The 19278-nt window shown below is 36.5% G+C and carries 17 protein-coding genes; 4 read left to right on the plus strand and 13 right to left on the minus strand.

The genetic code is table 11. The features are described 5' to 3' along the window. Nucleotides 1-32: 32 nt before the first annotated feature. The 5 genes from ACTXGU_RS09780 to ACTXGU_RS09800 all read right to left on the minus strand — a co-directional run bounded on the left by ACTXGU_RS09780 (nucleotide 33) and on the right by ACTXGU_RS09800 (nucleotide 7673). A complete protein-coding gene (locus ACTXGU_RS09780) occupies nucleotides 33-1724 on the minus strand; it encodes a sigma-54 interaction domain-containing protein (RefSeq protein WP_443481320.1) in 1692 nt (563 codons plus the stop codon). 318 nt (nucleotides 1725-2042) lie between these two features. Continuing rightward, nucleotides 2043-3506 carry a sodium/proline symporter PutP gene (putP, locus tag ACTXGU_RS09785; RefSeq protein ID WP_443481321.1) on the minus strand — a complete coding sequence of 488 codons (1464 nt, stop codon included), beginning with the start codon at nucleotides 3504-3506 and terminating at the stop codon, nucleotides 2043-2045. Between the two features lie 335 nt (nucleotides 3507-3841). Then, nucleotides 3842-5410, minus strand: a complete 1569-nt coding sequence (gene pruA, locus ACTXGU_RS09790; RefSeq protein ID WP_443481322.1) for an L-glutamate gamma-semialdehyde dehydrogenase — start codon at nucleotides 5408-5410, stop codon at nucleotides 3842-3844. A 205-nt stretch (nucleotides 5411-5615) separates the two neighbouring features. Continuing rightward, nucleotides 5616-6533, minus strand: coding sequence for a proline dehydrogenase family protein (locus ACTXGU_RS09795; RefSeq protein WP_443481323.1), 918 nt, complete (start codon nucleotides 6531-6533; stop codon nucleotides 5616-5618). Nucleotides 6534-6941: 408 nt separating this feature from the next. Further along, nucleotides 6942-7673: a polysaccharide deacetylase family protein gene (locus tag ACTXGU_RS09800; RefSeq protein WP_443481324.1), complete on the minus strand. Its 732-nt coding sequence runs from the start codon at nucleotides 7671-7673 to the stop codon at nucleotides 6942-6944. A 360-nt stretch (nucleotides 7674-8033) separates the two neighbouring features. Here ACTXGU_RS09800 and ACTXGU_RS09805 point away from each other — a divergent pair, with 360 nt between their 5' ends. Continuing rightward, nucleotides 8034-8828 (plus strand): nucleotidyltransferase domain-containing protein, encoded by a 795-nt coding sequence (locus ACTXGU_RS09805; protein ID WP_443481325.1) that lies wholly within the window; start codon nucleotides 8034-8036, stop codon nucleotides 8826-8828. 69 nt (nucleotides 8829-8897) lie between these two features. On the opposite strand, the gene ACTXGU_RS09810 is transcribed toward ACTXGU_RS09805, so the two are convergent. The 5 genes from ACTXGU_RS09810 to ACTXGU_RS09830 form a co-directional block, all read right to left on the minus strand. Continuing rightward, entirely contained in the window at nucleotides 8898-9620 is a 723-nt protein-coding gene (locus ACTXGU_RS09810) for a ThuA domain-containing protein (RefSeq protein WP_443481326.1), read from the minus strand. A 19-nt stretch (nucleotides 9621-9639) separates the two neighbouring features. After that, nucleotides 9640-10719 carry a Gfo/Idh/MocA family protein gene (locus tag ACTXGU_RS09815; protein WP_443481327.1) on the minus strand — a complete coding sequence of 360 codons (1080 nt, stop codon included), beginning with the start codon at nucleotides 10717-10719 and terminating at the stop codon, nucleotides 9640-9642. 25 nt (nucleotides 10720-10744) lie between these two features. Then, nucleotides 10745-11713, minus strand: coding sequence for a sugar phosphate isomerase/epimerase family protein (locus ACTXGU_RS09820; RefSeq protein ID WP_443481328.1), 969 nt, complete (start codon nucleotides 11711-11713; stop codon nucleotides 10745-10747). Nucleotides 11714-11740: 27 nt separating this feature from the next. Then, nucleotides 11741-12769, minus strand: a complete 1029-nt coding sequence (locus ACTXGU_RS09825) for a Gfo/Idh/MocA family protein (RefSeq protein WP_443481329.1) — start codon at nucleotides 12767-12769, stop codon at nucleotides 11741-11743. Between the two features lie 98 nt (nucleotides 12770-12867). Further along, nucleotides 12868-13626: a sugar phosphate isomerase/epimerase family protein gene (locus ACTXGU_RS09830; protein ID WP_443481330.1), complete on the minus strand. Its 759-nt coding sequence runs from the start codon at nucleotides 13624-13626 to the stop codon at nucleotides 12868-12870. 681 nt (nucleotides 13627-14307) lie between these two features. On the opposite strand from ACTXGU_RS09830, the gene ACTXGU_RS09835 reads away from it, so the two are divergent. Further along, nucleotides 14308-15081: an AraC family transcriptional regulator gene (locus ACTXGU_RS09835; RefSeq protein ID WP_443481331.1), complete on the plus strand. Its 774-nt coding sequence runs from the start codon at nucleotides 14308-14310 to the stop codon at nucleotides 15079-15081. Nucleotides 15082-15244: 163 nt separating this feature from the next. Next, nucleotides 15245-16126 (plus strand): aminoglycoside 6-adenylyltransferase, encoded by an 882-nt coding sequence (locus tag ACTXGU_RS09840; protein ID WP_443481332.1) that lies wholly within the window; start codon nucleotides 15245-15247, stop codon nucleotides 16124-16126. A gap of 310 nt (nucleotides 16127-16436) precedes the next feature. Here the strand turns inward: ACTXGU_RS09840 and ACTXGU_RS09845 are convergent, their stop codons facing one another. Both ACTXGU_RS09845 and ACTXGU_RS09850 read right to left on the minus strand, forming a co-directional pair. Then, a complete protein-coding gene (locus ACTXGU_RS09845) occupies nucleotides 16437-17075 on the minus strand; it encodes an esterase/lipase family protein (protein WP_443481333.1) in 639 nt (212 codons plus the stop codon). A 476-nt stretch (nucleotides 17076-17551) separates the two neighbouring features. Next, nucleotides 17552-17893, minus strand: coding sequence for a DoxX family protein (locus ACTXGU_RS09850; RefSeq protein WP_443481334.1), 342 nt, complete (start codon nucleotides 17891-17893; stop codon nucleotides 17552-17554). Nucleotides 17894-18006: 113 nt separating this feature from the next. Here ACTXGU_RS09850 and ACTXGU_RS09855 point away from each other — a divergent pair, with 113 nt between their 5' ends. Then, a complete protein-coding gene (locus tag ACTXGU_RS09855; RefSeq protein WP_443481335.1) occupies nucleotides 18007-18720 on the plus strand; it encodes a Crp/Fnr family transcriptional regulator in 714 nt (237 codons plus the stop codon). A gap of 335 nt (nucleotides 18721-19055) precedes the next feature. Here the strand turns inward: ACTXGU_RS09855 and ACTXGU_RS09860 are convergent. Further along, nucleotides 19056-19278, minus strand: a 223-nt coding sequence (locus ACTXGU_RS09860) for an alpha-glucosidase C-terminal domain-containing protein (RefSeq protein ID WP_443481336.1), incomplete at its 5' end; no start/stop codon positions are given.

The following is a 19278-nucleotide window of genomic DNA, read 5'->3' on the forward strand; positions in this document are numbered from 1 at the left end:
ATCCAACTTTTTGTTTTCAAATCACTTTTCATTTAACTTAATCCATATTCTTTTATTTTGTTATATAAAGTTCCTCTCGAAATACCAAGCAAACTGGCAGCTGCACTTTTATTTCCATACGTTTTACGCAATGCTTCCTCAATGTCTAAGACTTCTGTATTTATTGATGTTAGTTCCTGTGAAGCTGTTTCACTTGTTTGGCCATTTATATTTTTTAAATTGGACTCGGTTTTTAAATTTTCTGGTATTTGTTCAATTGTGATGCACGCCATATCATTCAGAAGAATAATCCGTTCTATAATGTTTCGAAGCTCTCGTATATTCCCAGGCCATTTATAGTTAACGAGCAGCTTCATTGCATCTTGATGAATAACGGGAATTGTTTTCTGATACTTTAAACTAAATTCCTGTACATACTTTTCAACAAGTGTCATAATATCTTCTTTTCTGGTTCGAAGGGGGGGAATATCAATATGAATGACTGATAATTTGTAATACAGCTTTTCGTTAAAATTTCCATCCTTCAAAAGAGCATCAAGCGATTGTGAGGTTGAAGTAATAATCCTAGTATGGGATGTTATTTTGTCTTCTCCTCCTATCCGATAAAAGGAATCATCAACAAAATAATTTAATAATTTTTCTTGAATAGGAAGCGGCATTTTATCAATATCTTCAATAAATAACGTGCCATTTAAAGCTTGCTCTATTTTTCCAGTCTGACCAATTGGCTTTTCCTTTGTAAACGCTCCCTTTTGAAATCCAAACAGTTCCATTTCTAAGAGAGCAGGAGGAATAACGGAGCAATTAACGGTGATAAATGGTCCATCGGCCTTTGCTCCTCCATAATGAATAGCTTGAGCTATCATTTCCTTTCCTGATCCAGTTTCTCCCTTTATATGAACTGGAATATCAGCATGGGCAACCTTTTGGGCAATCTTTATTGTTTTTTGAAATTTAGGATTTTCACTAACTATATTGACAAAAGGATTTAATTTATCAACAAGTAAAGTAGAATTAGAATCGAGTTCTTCGTTTAACCGAATAATTTTTGTGATATCATGCTCTGTCGCAATCCCGCCAATAATCTTATTTTCAATAATAATAGGAGATGCGTTGATTAATACATGCATATCCTTATTTGGGCGATGATATTCCCCTCTAACCGGACGTCCTTCATTTAGAATACGATGAAGAATAATTGATTCGTCACTAAAGTGATGCCCAATTTTTTCACCGATAATGTCTTCTTTTTTTATTTTGTACGTTTCTTCAGCAGTTGAATTCCAGCAGATAACGTTTCCATCTTTATCAACCGCTGTAACAGAATCATTCATCATTTCAGCTAACCCATGGAAATAAGCAGAGGTTTGACGATTTTCCTCCTCCCTCTGTTCCATCCATTTATCCACTGTTAAAACGCCCACGTATTTTTCTTGATCTTTAAATAAAACGGGTCTGCGCCAATCAACTTCTGAAGAAATAACCTGATTTACAGAAACTGATGACGGCAGCCAGTTGATATAGTCAAGCCAATCCAACACTGGCATGAACTCGTCCCCTAAATTCATTAGGCTGAATTCATAATTTCCAATTATAAAGTATGTTTCACCTGTCACAACAACAAAATTATACTCTTGAAGTTTGGATTTTATTTCTGCTAATGGCGTATGTTGTTCTACAATCGTAAATGATCGATCAAGTTGTAATGGTGCATTTTTGAACATGTTAAAATCCTTTCATGTTTTTTATTAATTTACCATACATTTGAACACGATTTCTACCATTTTGACATTTGCACAAAAATGTTTAAAATTAATGTTACGCGAGACTCTCCTTTTATTTAAAAACAATTTCCCAACAGCTTCATAAGCAAGATTTATACAAAAAAGGCTGCCCTCCTAATATAACAGGTGGCAGCCTTTGTGAACGTTATGATTTAACTCTATTTATACTGCTGGAATACGTACAGTCAACAGTCTCTTCGGTTCTTTCACTCATAAAAACATTCGATTCATTAATGCTTTCTAAGCTATTCGAAATCATTATGCTGAGTGTTTATATTGGTCAAACTCTCTTTTCAACTTCTCATTCGGCGCTTGTGTTGCCAAACTAACAACCCAGACTGCTGACAAACTAACAAGGAAACCTGGAATAATTTCATACAGATTATTTGTAAGTACTGGAATATTTGCCCAAATAATAACAGTTACGGCTCCACCAATAATTCCTGCAAGCGCTCCCCATTGATTCATCCGTCTCCAGTATAGGCTTAGTAAGATAACTGGTCCAAAAGCCGCACCAAATCCAGCCCAAGCATAACCTACTAGAGATAAAATTGTTCCATTTTTATCCAAAGCAATAACAACTGAAATCACAGAGACAGCTAGAACTGCAAGTTTGCTAATAAACATAAGTTCTTTATCTGTTGCAGAACGTCTAAAAAAAGTTTTGTAGACATCTTCCGTTAAAGAGCTTGCAGTTACAAGAAGCTGAGAAGAGATTGTGCTCATAACAGCAGCCAATAAAGCAGCTAGCATAAATCCAGCAATAAGTGGATGGAATAACAGTTCACTTAGTTTAATAAAGATCGTTTCAGGATCCGAAATGTCCAATCCTTGCTTGGAATAATAGGCTAAACCGATAAAACCAGTGAACATTGCACCGCCTACAGAAAAAATCATCCATCCCATCCCAATATGTCTTGCTTTTTTAATTTCTTTTACGGATGAAATAGCCATAAAGCGTACGATGATATGCGGCTGGCCAAAATAGCCTAACCCCCACGCCAATAAGGAAACAATTCCTATAAACGTAGTGCCTTTAAAAATATCAAATAAATTAGTGTCTATGCTTTTAATTTCATCAAAGGCTGGTCCAATTCCGCCAACCTCCATAATTGTAACAGCTGGAACAATTATGAGGGCAATAACCATAATCAACCCTTGAACAAAATCCGTCCAGCTGACCGCTAAAAATCCGCCAAATAAAGTATAAGCAATAACAACCGATGCAATAATCCAAAGGCCAATTTGGTAGTTTAGATGGAAGGTAGTCTCAAAAAGAACCCCGCCAGATACCATTCCCGAAGAAACGTAGAAAGTAAAGAAAACGATAATAACAAGGCCCGAGGTTAAACGCAAAATATTAGACTGATCACCAAAACGATTTTCCAAGAAAGCCGGAATAGTCATGGAGTTATTGGCAACCTCTGTATATTTTCTCAACCTTGGTGCAACATAAAGCCAGTTTAAATAAGCTCCCAAGGTTAAACCGATTGCAATCCAAGATGCACTTAACCCTTGAGTAAACATCGCACCTGGCAATCCCATCAGCAGCCAGCCGCTCATATCTGACGCCCCTGCACTTAGTGCTGTTACACCAGGGCCAAGCGATCTTCCACCTATCATATAATCCGATAGATTAGAAGTTCTCCTGTAGGCAAAATAGCCAATTAACAGCATGCCAGCCATATAAATACCAATTGAAATAAGTATTTGTGTAGTCAAACTTTTTCCTCCATCCTTTTTTTGAATAGACATCCAAATCCATTTAATCTATAACTTTTTTCAGAATTTAAGGCAGCAGAATAAACATATAAATACCTTTTTTGCGAAATATTTCACCTAACGATAATAAGAGTAATTTCCAATACCCGCATGTTGATTAGGAAACTTTAGTAGACTAGAATGGCAGGCTGTCGACAAACATTCCTACTCATGTTAACCTTTTGGATGCCCTATGGCAACTCCCAAAGCTTCATACCATGAATAACAAATGTTTTCGAACAACCTGAAGTTTTGCTAATTCCTCTCCAATCAATATTTTCCTAATTTTTCCTTAATTAAATTTTTCTAGCTCTCATTTTAGCTTGAGTAAACAATAACAAGTAATCATATCCTCCGGCTTTTGAATCAGTGCCAGACATATTAAATCCGCCAAATGGATGTACTCCAACTAAAGCTCCTGTACACTTTTTATTGATATAAAGGTTTCCGCAGTGCATCGTTTCAAGCGCATAGTTAATGCGATCTTCTACCTTTGAATGAAATGCACCTGTTAATCCATACTCTGTATCATTATAGATGTCAATTGCTTCTTTCCAGTTTGACGCCTTAGCAAGTGCAAGGACAGGGCCGAAAATTTCTTCTTGCATAATACGAGCTTTAGGATCTAGATCGGCAAATACAGTTGGTTCAATATAGAAGCCATTTTCTTTCGCTTTTGATCCGCCTGCTAGCAATCTGCCTTCTGTTTTCCCTATTTCAATATAGCTCATGATTTTATCAAAAGACTTTTGATCGATTACCGGACCAATTGGATAGTTCTCCTCTGGCAAGCCAACTGTTAATTTTTTTGTTAACTCTGTTACTTTTGCAACTACTTCATCATAAACTGACTCTACGATAATCGCTCTTGAACCAGCAGAACATTTTTGTCCTTGGAATCCATAAGCAGAAGCAACAATTGCAGCAGCTGCTGCATCTAAATCAGCGGTTTCATCCACGACAACGCCGTCTTTTCCACCCATCTCTGCAACCACACGCTTTAACCAAATTTGACCTGGCTGCACTTTTGATGCTCTTTCATAAATGCGGCATCCAACTGCACGTGATCCTGTAAAAGAGATAAAGCGGGTCTTTGGATGTTCTACTAAATATTCACCAACCTCAATTCCATCTCCAGGCATAAAGTTTAATACTCCTGCAGGCAATCCTACCTCTTCCATTAATTCTACAAATTTAGCTGCAACAACAGGTGTAGAATCTGCTGGTTTTAAGATAATTGTATTTCCTGAAACAATTCCTGCTACTGCTGTTCCTGCCATAATAGCCAACGGAAAGTTAAACGGAGAAATCACAATTCCAACACCAAGCGGAATATAAGTAATTTCCGTTTCTTCTCCTTCGATTTTTGTAAGAGGCTGATGAATACTTGTCTCACTTAAACGAATCATTTCTCTCGCATAAAATTCCATAAAATCGATAGCTTCTGCTGTATCAGCATCTGCCTCCGCCCAGTTCTTTCCTGCTTCATACACTAGGTAAGAAGAAAATTCATGCTTTCTTTGTCTCATTAAATCAGCCGCTTTGAACAAATATTCTGCACGTTCTGCTGGAGCAACCTTTTTCCATGATTCAAATGCTTTTAATGCTTCCTGCATTGCTTTTTCAGCTAATTCTTTTGAACCTTTGCTGACAGATCCTACTACTTCCTCTACATTTCCTGGATTAATAGAAATGGTTTGTTCTTCTGTAAATAACTTTTCACTTCCAATTACAAGTGAAAACTTTTTACCCAGTTCGTTTTTTACTTTTGCAAGTGCTGCTTGCATAGCTTGTTTATTTTCTTCAATAGAAAAATCTGTAAATGCTTCATTTTTAAATGGTGTGTGTTGGATAGTTGTTGTCATAATAGTCAGACTCCTTTTGTCATAATAAATTTTTATTCTTCTAACTTGGATAAATATGTTTGGCTCTAACGCCAAGCGACTAGTAAACGCCCTCCCTCTGGCCGATAATCAACATCGTCCAACTGCAGCTGCCCTCATTTTTTCTCTTCTGCAGTTCTGTCCATTCGCCGCTGACGGGAATTTCCCCTTTTCTTCTATAAATCTATTATTTTTTAAATAGATTTTTTAATATAAACCAGACATTTGCTGGTCTTTCTGCTAAACGTCTCATAAAGTAGCCAAACCAATCGACCCCGTAAGGAACATAAACACGAACCTTATAGCCTTCTTTCACAAGTCTAGCTTGAACATCCTCACAAATGCCGAATAGCAATTGGAATTCAAATTGATCTTTCGGTATACTATACTTGTCAACAATCGATTTCGTATAATCAATCATCACTTCATCATGCGTTGCAACTGCTGTATAGTTGCCATTCAATAGATGCTGCTTAATAATCCTTTTAAAATTTTCATCTACGTCTTTTTTCTCCGGAAAAGCGACACTTGAAGACTCTTTGTAGGCTCCTTTCACTAAACGCAGATTGGCATTCAGTCGATTTAAATCGGCCATATCTTGTTCTGTTCTGTAAAGATACGCTTGAATGACAAGTCCGACATTGTCATATTCCTTGCGCAATTCATTGAAGATATCTACTGATATTTGACAATGTTCATAATCTTCCATATCAATTCGGACAAAATTTTGATGAAGTTTAGCACGATCAAGGATTTTGCGCATATTTCTCATACATAATTCCTTGCTAATGTCTAAACCAAGAGATGTCATTTTAAGAGAAAGATTGGATTGTACATTTGCTTCTGCTATAGCGTCAAGCGTTTGAATACACATCGCAGTTGATTCTAGAGCCTCTTCTTCTGTATATACAAATTCTCCTAAATGATCTAAGGTAACTACTTTCCCTCCCGCATTCAAGTTCTTCACAGCATCCACAGCTGTTTTAATTGATTCTCCCGCTACAAATCGGCCTGCTCCTAAACGCAATCCATATTTCTTTGCTAACTTGTTCGCTGATGTATTCTTGCCTAGCGACAGAAACATATTTCTCATTAGCACTTCCATTTCTATCAATCCCCCTTATTCACCAAAACATTTTTTATAAACAACAAAAACATTTAAACAAATATGTTTAATTCGACACAAAAGAAACAATGTTGTTCATTTGTTAAACCGAGTATACAACATGTCCATTTCGATTTGTACAAACTTGTAAGATGTTCTGACGCGGTTTTTTCTGAAAATACTGTGAATATATTATTTTTCTTATAAAACAGGCTGAATAATATTCATTTTTATGAATATATACATATTTGCCAACAAGACATGCTTTATATCATAAGTGTTTAGAGTGAACATACTTTCTCTTTCTCAACAGAATACCATACATTGTTTTCATCTAGATGCAATGTATATACAATTATGACACTAATGTTTATATTGAACATTAGTGTTCAAACCTCAACTATGAAGTCATTTCACCACCATCTTCGCAAAGTCATTCAGTGTAGTTGAATACTTGATATAGATTCTTGGTAATAAATACAGTTCGTCTTCCATCCCCTTTTCAGAGAATAATTCAGGTGTTGTCGTAAGTCCAAACAAGTAATGTTTCTTTGTTTCCGCTACGACTTTGTCATTAAAACTTCCGTATGGATAGGCAAGGGCAATAACGGGTTGGCCTGTTATTTTTTCAATTTTGTCTTTGGACTCTTTCAGTTCATATTGATAATTGCTTATTTTCGTCAAATCAGGATGTGTGGCAGTATGTGACTGGATAGAGATGAAACCGGAATCAGCCATTCTTTTTAAATCTAATGTCGATAATCTGTTGGGGCGGCCGATAAAGTCAGATATAACGAAAATGGTGCCAGTTGGTGTAAACTGTTCGGTTTTCAATTTTTGAAAGACAGCAAATGCATTTAAATTGTTTTTGTAGCCGTCATCAAAGGTAATGAAAATCGGTTTATTCACTTTATTTATGTCATGCCAACGTTCAAATGTTAATAAAGTGTAGCCATGATCTCTTAAATACATCATTTGTTTTTCGAAATTCTCTGGAGTAACATATAATTCCTTAGAGCCATGTCCACTGAACTCGTCAATTGAATGATAAATTAATATCGGTATTTTTTGCTGAGCAAAAACTTGTGATGGAAGAATGATGATAAGAAAACACAGGAAAATCATTGCAGTTTTTCTCATAAAAAAACCTCGCTTTTGGGAATGGGGACGGAGCTGCGCCAATTAGATGGAAATAAACTTCCGATTGTGCATATTATTTTGTTTATGATCAAATGAAAAAAGTGTTGCTCCACTCACGCCGCCTTTATTAGGTTAGAGTCTGCCCTCATTTAAATGGTGAAACCGAGGGCGAATCTCTATTTTAGTTTTGTATCGTTTCTTTTCCATTTATTGTGCCTCAACTGCTTCTTTCTATGATGATTTCTTCCATTTTTTTATCTCTCAACTGAATCAATTTGCAGAAGGGTTCTGAACGTAAAGATTTAAAGGTTTGATATACTATTTTTAACAGTTTTATAAAAAAGGTTGGAGGGGAATGAATTGAAAGAACATATTCAACAAGTGATGAAACAACTGGAAATAGATTACGATATCAAAGTGCTTTATGCATGCGAATCAGGCAGTAGAGCATGGGGCTTCCCTTCAAAAGATAGTGACTATGATGTTCGATTTATTTATGTACATAAAAAGAATTGGTATCTGTCCATTGATCATAAAAGGGATGTGATTGAAGTTCCAAGCAGGGATTCTCTTTCTATTCCTATTGATTCATTATTGGATGTAAGCGGTTGGGAGTTAACGAAAGCATTAAGGCTATTTCGAAAGTCCAACCCTCCTCTTTTAGAGTGGCTGCGCTCCAGCATGGTTTATTATCATAGCTTTACGACGATCGATAAAATGAAAGAGTTGGAAAAGAATATATTTTCTCAGAATTCTTGTTTACATCATTATTTAAATATGGCTAAGGGAAATTTTCGTGAATACCTTCAAGGAGATACAGTTAAAATTAAAAAATATTTCTATGTGCTCAGGCCTGTATTAGCAGCAAAATGGATTAAAAAATACAACACGGTTCCACCAATGGAGTTTCAAGTACTATTAGAAGACCTTATAGCACCAGGAACACTGAAAAAGGAAATAAACACCTTGTTGAAACGCAAAATAGCAGGCGACGAATTAAACTTAGAACCAAGAATCAATGATATTAATCAATTCCTTATTAGAGAAATAGAGGAGCTAGAATTATATACAAGGAATTTAAACATTCACATTCCGGATCCAACAACTCAACTTGATCATTTATTTAGAGAAACATTGGATGAAGTTTGGAATTAGAGCTATAAAAAAAGCGCCTGACCCCCAGTCCACTAAAGCGTTAACGCACCGGGGGTCAGGCACTTAAATTTAATTTGTTTTAACAGAAATTTTTTCAAGTGGTTTTGCATTTCCATAGACAGGTGGTTTACGATCAATTGGCATTGCCCATTTTACTGCATTTGTAATAACCTTTTGAATGTCTGTTTGATAATAGGTTGGGTATGTTTCGTGTCCCGGTCGGAAATAAAACACTTTTCCATTTCCTCTCGAATACGTACAGCCGCTGCGGAACACCTCTCCTCCTTCAAACCAGCTTGTAAAAATCAATTCGTCTGGTGCGGGAATATCAAAATGTTCACCATACATTTCTTCTTTTTCCAATTCGATATATTCACCAATTCCGTCTACAATGGCATGATTAGGAGCAACTACCCATAAGCGCTCTTTTTCGTCTGCTTCCCGCCATTTTAAGTCGCAGCTTGTTCCCATTAATGATTTAAAGATTTTAGAAAAGTGTGCAGAATGGAGAACAATTAATCCCATTCCTTCCAATACCCGCTGCTTCACTTTTTCAACAATTTCGTTATCGACTTCGTTATGGGCAAGATGCCCCCACCAAATCAATACATCCGTATTGTATAATACATCATCTGTTAAACCGTGTTCCGGCTCATCTAATGTCGCTGTATGTGTTTTGTATCCTGCTTCTCTCAAGAAAGCAGAAATAGCGCCATGTATGCCATTTGGATAGATTTCTGCAACAACTGGATTCTTTTTTTCATGACGGTTTTCATTCCATATCGTTATCACTTCTGCCACACTCCTCTTTTTATTCTGCCATTACAAAGGAATTATCAAAATCTTTGATTACTTCATTTCTTTCCGCTGCTGTAAATATCGTTTCAATTAAGCGCAATACACGTAAAACTTCTTCATTTTTAACAATCGGTTCTGCTTTTCCTTCTACGACAGAAACGACATTGCTGTAAAAGCTCTCCATTGTTTCATCAACATTTGGCAACTTAGTTGTGCTGATTGCTTTTTCTGATGGCGGCGCCATTGTTTTCGTTAAACCTTTGCCTGCTTTTATCGGTTTAGGTGCTTCTACTTCAACGCCATAGTTTTGTGTAACAATTTTTCCATCCAAGTTCCAATCATTGATAATGGCTGTTCCTCCTGTTCCTTTCACATACCATCTTGGCAGCTGGATAAAATTCGTTGTGCCTACTTCTATTAATGCTGTGCATCCATTCTCAAACGTAATGATAGATTGGAAGCCATCATCGACTTCGTTTCCTAAAATAAAGCTTAAATTAGAGTAAACACTCGTAATCTTGCTGTCTACCATAAATAACAGCTGATCCAGCAAATGGACGCCCCAGTCAAGGAGCATTCCCCCGCCTTGTGCTTTTACATGGCGCCAATCTCCTGGAATTCCATTTGCCCCTTGGACTCTCGATTCAATGTGAAATACATTTCCGATTAATTGTTCGTCATAAACCTTCTTGATTGTAAGAAAATCTTCGTCCCATCTGCGGTTTTGATGCACGATAAACTCGCATGCGTTTGCATCCGCAGCATACATAATTTCTTTTAACTCTGCGCTGTTAATTGTTACTGGCTTTTCACAAATCACATGCTTCTTCGCATTTAAAGCCGCTATCGCTATGTCTTTATGAACATCGTTAGGAGTAGCAATCAGCACAAAGTCCACTGCATCGTCTGAAAAAACATCTGCTAGACTAGCATATCCTTTATATCCATCAGCTAAGGAAGCTGCTTTTCTCTCCTCTTGAATATCAAATGTCCCAAACACATTTATATTTTGAACATCTTTCAGTAATTTAGCGTGATAGCTTCCCATGCCGCCATAACCGACAATTACTAAATTGTAGATTTTGCTCGTCATCTCGATCGCCTCCAATTTTTTTGCCTTACGCCCACCACATATCCGTATTAGGCTCGCGGATTAAGACATCATTCAAGTTTTTCACTGCTCGACTAAACCCTTCCTCTGTTGACATAAGTGCATCTTCATGTTCAATGCTGACAACATAGTCATAGTTATATAAACGAAGGGCACTCATCATATCCGACCATTCTTGCATGCTGTGTCCACAGCCAACGCTTCGGAATGTCCAAGCACGTGTCTGTAAATCCCCATACGGCTGCATATCTGTCAAACCGTACATATTTACATTATCTTGATCGATGTAAGTGTCTTTCGCATGAAAATGATGGATGGCGCCAGCTTTGCCAAGAATTTTAATGGCTGCAACTGGATCGATTCCTTGCCACCACATATGACTTGGATCCAGGTTTGCTCCGATAGCATCACATGTTGCTTCGCGAAGCTTTAGCATCGTATATGGGGTATGAACAAGGAATCCTCCGTGCAATTCCAAGCCGATTTTCACGTTATGCTGCTCTGCAAGCTCCCCAATTTCTTTCCAGTATGGAATCAACTTATTTTCCCATTGCCAGTTTAAAATCTCGCTGTATTCTGTTGGCCATGCTACAACAGGCCAGTTTGGCTGTTTTGCTTCCTCGCTGTCCCCCGCAGTGCCGGAAAATGCATTAACAACTGGTACATCAAGAAGGGATGCTAGTTTAATCGTTTTTCTTAAAGTAGCATCTGATTCTTCCGCAAATTTCTTATCTGGTGAGATCGGATTGCCATGACAACTGAAAGCGCTGATTGTTAAACCGCGTGACGTTACTGCGTTCAAGTAGTCCCTGCGTTTTTGTTCATCTTCTAATAATTCATCAAGAGGGCAATGGCTATTTCCCGGATATCCTCCTGTTCCGATTTCGACTGCATCCAATCCTGCCGCTTTTACATGATCAAGCATTTCTTCAAATGATTTGCTTCCAAACAATACTGTAAATACACCAAGTTTCATAATAAATTTCTCCTTTCCAAAAAATGATTATTTTACTTTAGCAATTGTTTTTGTTTCATTTGATTCCAGTGCAGCTAAAATAACCGCAAGTGATTTTTTTCCTTCTTCTCCTGAAACCAATGGTTCTGTATTATTCAAAATACAATTTACAAAGTTATCTATTACATAACTTTGATTTTGTCCGCCATCATCATTCGACTGAATTTTGCCAAGCTCATACTTGATAATTTCTCCGTTCGAATATTGTGCGATAAGCGAGTAGGTTGGATCATCTTCTAATCGTAAAATGGCTTTTTCCCCATAAATAACCGTAGAGTTGTCTTCGTTTGCTGTATACGCCCAACTAGCAGCAAGCGTTCCAACAATGCCACTTTCCGTTTTCAAAACACATACTGCATTATCATCTACATCCGCAAAATCTTTTGCACTTGTTTCCACAAATGCTGCCACCTCAACAAACTCTTCTCCTAAAATATAGCGAAGCAAATCCGCTTTATGCACACCCAAGTCTCCCATTGCCCCAATAAACGCTTGCTCTTTTTTGAAAAACCAACCTTCTTTTCCTTCTACACTCCAGTTTTCAGGACCGCCATGACCGAAGGCTGTACGAAAACCGTATACTTTCCCAATTTCCCCATTTGCGATCAATTGACGTGCTTTTTCATGAGATTTTACAAAGCGCTGATTATGACCAATCATTAGTTTTTTGCCATTAGCTTTAGCAGCTTCGATCATTGCTTCTGCTTCTTCTTCTGATGTCGCCATCGGCTTTTCACACAGTACATGTTTTCCAGCATTTAAGGCATCAATTGACACAGGTGCATGCAGATAGTTTGGAAGACAAACACTAATTGCATCCAAATCAGCCAGCTTTAGTACTTCTTTGTAATCTGTAAATGCCTTTGCTCCATATGTTTCAGCTGTTTCTTCTGCACGTTCTGCGACAATATCGCAAACTGCAATAATCTCCACGTTTTTATTTGCATGATATTCTGGCAAATGACGATGTTTTGCGATACTCCCACAACCGATTACTGCTATTTTTAATGTACTCATTTTATTTCCTCCTAAAATTTTTTGGGATTAAATTTCTGTTATATAAAGAAAGCGCTTAACTTTCACAATAGACTTTAAAAAGGTAATTTACGATTCTACTAGAATTGCAGCTTTCTTTTTAAATAATTCATGCTAATCTCGATGCTTTCAAATGGAGTTTTGCGAGTTTCATCTTGCTCCACAATCCACCATTTCACCCCTGCATCTTCACCTATATTTAATATGGCATCAATATCTACTCCGCCTGTTCCAAGCTCAGCAAAAAATTGTTCTTCATCTCTTGTCATATCTTTAAGGTGAACGAGTGGTGTTCTGTTTTTATAACGCTTTATCCATTCTTCTGGATTTTCCCCAGCTTTCTTTAGCCAATATATATCCAGTTCTGCTTGCACCTTGCTTGCATTCGTACTGTCAAAAATAGTTTCAAGTGCCTTTCTGCCGTCAGAAAGCGGGGCAAGTTCAAAATCATGATTGTGGTAACAAAGTGTAATTCCTTCTTTCTTGCACTTTTCACCCGCTTCTTCTAAAAAGGAAATAAGCGCTTTATAATCCTTTTCCTCTCGTCGTTCTGGTATTAAGTATGGGCAGACAATATATTTGCTTCCCAATACGTGCTGATCTTCTATTACTTGAGATAAATTGGTCTCCAATTGTTCAAGCGGGACATGGCTAGCAGCAGCTTCAAGTCCAAGACTTTTTAATAAAGCGCTTACTTTTTTTGATGCGCTGTCGCCATAACCAGCAAGTTCGACACCGTCGAAACCAAGGTCTGCGACTTTTTTCAAAGTACCAGCAAAGTCCCTCTCGCTTTCCCTGCGTAAGGAATACATTTGCACAGCAATGGGAATCCTTTTCATTCGATATTCTCCTATCCATTTAATTGATATGATTCATACCTATGAAAATAACCAATAAATTATGTAATGTTCCTGAAAAGATAGTTATACACCAATCGAAACATCATATAACTTATTTGATTACATCTTATAATATTACTCCTAAATTGAACATAAATGATATAATTAAAAACATAGACAATTTTGCTATTACTTTAAAACCGAAATGAAGAATCGTTCCTCATTTTTACCAACTAAAGCTAAATGAGGGCAGATACAAACCTAATAAAGACGGCGCGAGCGTAGCTACTCTAACCTTGATCAGGGTAAAAGCAAGTAACATTGCACTCTCCCTTATTTTTTATTAAAGTAGGCGCAGCTCCGGCCCCAATGTCATCAAGCTAAATTTCACAAAACAGGAAAATAAGCAACTAAATAGGAAGTAAGGGTTTCGTTCTGTTCTCCGAGGCTTACCGCTCGCTTTCCACGGGGCGAGCGCCGAGCCTCCTCGTCGCTTTGCTCCTGTGGGTCTCGTCTTTCTCGCTAATCCCGTAGGAGTCGAGCGGACGCCTCTCCAAACAAATTGGGTATTTCTTTTACATAAAGAGTATCTAATTCCATGATATTTCACAGTTTGAAATTTATGGAATCTTAAGTTGATGACATTGGCTCCGGCCCTTTTCTATAAAAAGGAGTAATTAGATGGAGAACATTATTTATTATTGCGGCTACTCTTATCACACCACATCATATTTTGACCAACATAAAAAAGGTTTTCCTAATTTTCTTTTCCGTCTGCAAACAGAGGGAACTGCTGAAGTAATCGTGAATGGAATAAAAACAGAAATGAAAAAGGGAGATCTTGTATTAGTTAAACCAGGTGATATATATGAAATACGGATTGAAGGTGATCAAAAAAGCGGTGACTACCACTTATTATGTCAAGGAGATTGGGTTAAAGAATGGTGGAATAGATATCCTAAACCATCCTTTTCCAAAATAAATTTAGATAAAAGTCTGTTGGATTTATGGAACCATATTATTATGGAAGAAAGACGACCAGCTTCTGATAAAAATAATGAACTGTCAAGTTATTTGCTGCAAGCTTTTTGTATATCTCTGGAACGTGCTATCAATGAAACTTCTCCTTCCTTTAATCGTCCTTATTCGGTAACAAAAATGATGCGGTACATAGAAGAAAATGCGATGAGCGGTTTTGCCATTGAAGATGTGGCGAAGAATGCTGGCCTTAGTGTCTCCCGTTCTGTTCATTTGTTTAAAAGCAGCTTCGGAAAAACGATGATCGAATATGCACAGGAAATCCGCCTCTCCGCTGCCATTAATCAGATGAAATACACGACAATGACGCTAGAACAAATTGCAGAAAACTGTGGATTCGGGGCTTATCCTTATTTTCATCGAATATTTAAAATGAAGTATGGAGTATCCCCAGGGGTTTATCGGAAAATGGAATAGATTTATCGTGAATTTGAAAAAAGTTGAACTGCTTATAAAAAAGATTGTTCAAAATATTGGTTTGTGCAAGTAATGTTGTTTAATTGAATTAACGGTGCAGAATACTTCAATAATAACTATATAAAAAGGCATCAATATGAAAGAGAATTCGAGGTGAATAGCAATGAGAACTGAAAAAGAAATGTTTGATTTGATATTGGGGATCGCTAAAAAAGACGAACGAATTCGAGCTGTTTATATGAATGGTTCAAGAACCAATCCAAATGTGCCAAAAGATATTTTTCAGGACTATGATATTGTTTATGTTGTGACAGAAACAGCCTCTTTTATAAAAGATGAGAACTGGATTAACGTTTTTGGGGAATTACTTATGATTCAAGAACCTAATAAAAATGACAAACTTAATGGTATAGATATAGATTTTGATAAGTCTTATGGTTATTTAATGCTGTTTACAGATGGAAATCGTATTGATCTACATATTGAAACAAAAGAAGTGATGAATGAGAAGTATATTAAAGATAAACTTACTATTCCTTTATTGGATAAGGATAATATTCTTCCACGTATCTCTAAACCAACAGATATAGATTATTGGATGAAGAAGCCTAATGAACCACTTTTTATGAGTTGCTGCAATGACTTTTGGTGGTGTCTACAAAACGTTGCAAAAGGAATTTGGCGTGATGAATTACCATATGCAAAACAAATGTTTGAATATGTAATAAGAGTTAGGTTAGATGAGATGGTTTCATGGTGGATTGGTATAAAAAACGACTTCCAAGTTTCGACGGGAAAAATGGGGAAGTATTTCAAAAAGTACCTTCCCGAATCATATTGGGAGATGTATGAAAAAACTTTTTCTGACAATAACTATAAGAATTTCTGGAATTCAATATTTGTTACTTGTGAATTGTTTAGAACTTTAGCAGAAGATGTTGCAGATAACTTATTGTTCACATATCCAATTAATGACGACAAAAATATGACAAAATATCTTAAACATGTAAGAAATTTACCTTCTGATGCAAATGACATACTGTAAATAAATCTACAAAAGAAGTTTAGGTATCATTATATGATGTGGAAATATAGAAGAGGCCTGACAAAATACAATTTAAGCCCCTTATCATTGTTTGCTTAGTAAACAACGATAAGGGGCTTTTGGTAGTTTATCAGATAATTGGGGTGTATGCAGCCTAGGCTTGTCCTTTATAAAAGGGTACACTTCACAATTGGGTGATTACCTATTACATTAAATGCTGCATGCTTATATTCTAGTGCGAAGAATATCATTCTAATAGTGTATGGGGGAGTCTGTGTTTTATATTGTAGTTCAAAATAAGAACCTTTTGTTAATTTGTGTTTTCTCCTCCGCCATTCAATCCTTCTTTAGTTAACTCGTAGACTTTACTGTTTAACACCAATCCGAGATGGCCTACACCGCTGATTTGAACGTTTTTTGCTCCCTGTAGTTTTGAAAGCGGATTAAACACTATCAAGTCGCTTGTGCTGTAAATCGAAGTATAAAGAATTTTATCGTTAGGATCTGTTCCAACGGGAGCTTTCGATGTTACAAGTTTGTTTGGAGAACCTATCGTTACCACATCGTTCACCTTGCTTCCGCCGCCATTGAGAATATAATTCAGGGCATTTATGCCTCCCGCACTGTGTCCAATAATATCTACCTTGCTCTTTCCTGTTTTCTTTAACACTTCATCAACATAAGAAGCAAGCTGTTTTGCATTAGTAAAAGGATTACCAGTTTTATCTATCATTTCAATGGCATACAGGTCATTATCAGACCAGCCTTGTTCTTTTAAATAGTTTTTAATGCCTAAAAAGTTTGTACTGTTACCGCCTGCTCCGTGAATGTATATAACTGGATCTTTGGAGTTTGTCTCTGCTTTGGAACTAGACGGCTGAATACCAACAACAGATAAAATAATGGCCATGCATGAAACTAGTAAAACGAGCAATCTTATATTTTTCATTATTTCCCTCCTAGATGTTTGACTGCTATCTTGCTATATTCATTGTTATATATTTTGGAAGGAGAAACAACCGGCAACTTTTGCTAACTATGGCTACTTAGACCACATGAAGAAGATAATTTCTGTATTCTACATGGACAATAGGGAAGGATTTTTTCTTATTTACCTCTTTAAATCCTATTTCAATGGGCTTTTCAATGCACTTCGTAAAGAGGGGGGATTTTTGTTTTTTAACAGAAATTAACTGACATGGTATATATTGGTTTAATTAACTATGGAAATAGCCCCCATCTCATACAGTCTATTGCAGTGGAAAGATTCAAGTTATAGGAGAAACATAATGAAACTATTTTTAAAGAAGCAAGTGTTCAAAATTAATAAGCAAAAATTGTTCAAAAATAGAGCAGGTTAAATCCTAATTTCTCATTTATACCACTGAGAGATTGGGACTTTATTCGAAAACTGCTTAATATCTTTTAAATAAAGAGGATCACAATTGACAAGATAAGCATAGCTAAGGCGTTAAGTGCCATAATCGGTTTATGCTTGGCTCTGACGAAGTGAGCGTGTATGGCACCTAGCATTAGAACTATAAATAGGGCTCCTGAAAATTTTAAGAATTCTGGAATCCAAAATGCTATGATCAATCCAATCACACCAACTAATTCTAACAAGGCAGTTACATTCATGAACCACATTGGATAACGATATTCATTCCAATGGTGAACCATTGATTTTGTACGTAACAATTTCATCGAAATGGACAGTACAAAGATACAGATTAAAATGATTTGAATGATTACGATTACTGTAACCACGTTGTTTCCCCCTTTTGTATAATAGATGAATAATGCTTAAATAGAATTATAAGTTGTCTAGTTTAAAAAATATGTAGTCTAGACTACAATGGCCTTAATAGGAGGGGAACTTCTTGGATAAGATTAAATATTTATCGAGAATACAGCTGTTTCGTGAGTTAGAATTAGAAGAATTAAAAAAATTTGAACCTGACACGCCCATCAATGTTATAAAAAAAGGAACGATTATTACTTCTCCACATATGGATCAAAAGATCTTGTATTTAATCAAATCGGGGAAAGTTCGTTTATATAGATTATCTGAAGGCGGGAAAGAGCTTACAATTGATATATTAGGAACTGGGCATGTATTTGGTGAGATTGGTTCATTTACAACAGGTTCTGAAAATATGTACGCGGAAACATGGGAAGACTCCGTTATTTGCACGATAGATAAAGTTCAGTTTGAAAAAATAATACACGATCAGCCAAGTGTTTCCTTGAAGTTTATCGAAATGGTATCCAACCGTTTAAAGGAAGTAGAGGAACTATTGGAATATATGGCATACGGTAGTGTCCGAAAACGCCTATTATTTTTATTACATAAACTAGTAGAAAAGTTTGGGGGCGACTCCCCTAGTGACAACCCGAAGGAGACAGATTGGATTCAACTCGAGATTTCAATAACACATCAAGAATTAGCAATGATGATGGGCAGTATTCGCGAAACAGTGACAGCACTGCTAAATGATTTGACTGCAGAAGGCATTGTTCATAAGGTTGGGAACCGAAAACCGATTAAGATTCATTTTGCTCGGTTAAAAAGGGCATTAGAAGAGGGACAATAAAATTTGGGCTATTGTGCCATTTAAGATGGAATCAACTTTACAAATAGAAAAAAATTGCATATCAACATAGTACGGTTACGTAATGTCACATAAAGTTAACTAGGTATCACACCTCAGTTCTCAAATGTTGGCGGGCCCAAAGCAGGGCTGCCTGATAAGTCCCTATAAGAAAAAGGGGCTCCAAAAAGTTAGTTTCACTGACTTTCTGGACAACCCCTATTAAAATATAATCTCCATGTAATGAATGATAGGATACATGAATCTTCTAAATCAGTATTCTTTCACTATTTCCTATGTAGCATGTTATATACAGGATTTATTTAGACCAATTTCTTTTATCCTAATTTATACACTCTAGCTTCATACGGACGAAGATTTATTTCTTTAATCTCTTCCGATTCGTCCGTCTGATAATTGCTGATTAACAGCTCTTTCTCGTTAAATGTAATAGATTCAGGCAAAATGAATGTTGTATTTTGTTCATAATAGTTGCATACCACAAGCAGCTTTTCATTGCCTAACGATCTTATATAAGCAAAAATCTCGTCATGATCTTCC

The organism is Niallia sp. 01092 (genome assembly GCF_052318935.1).
In the GTDB taxonomy this organism is placed as follows: Bacteria; Bacillota; Bacilli; order Bacillales; family Cytobacillaceae; genus Niallia.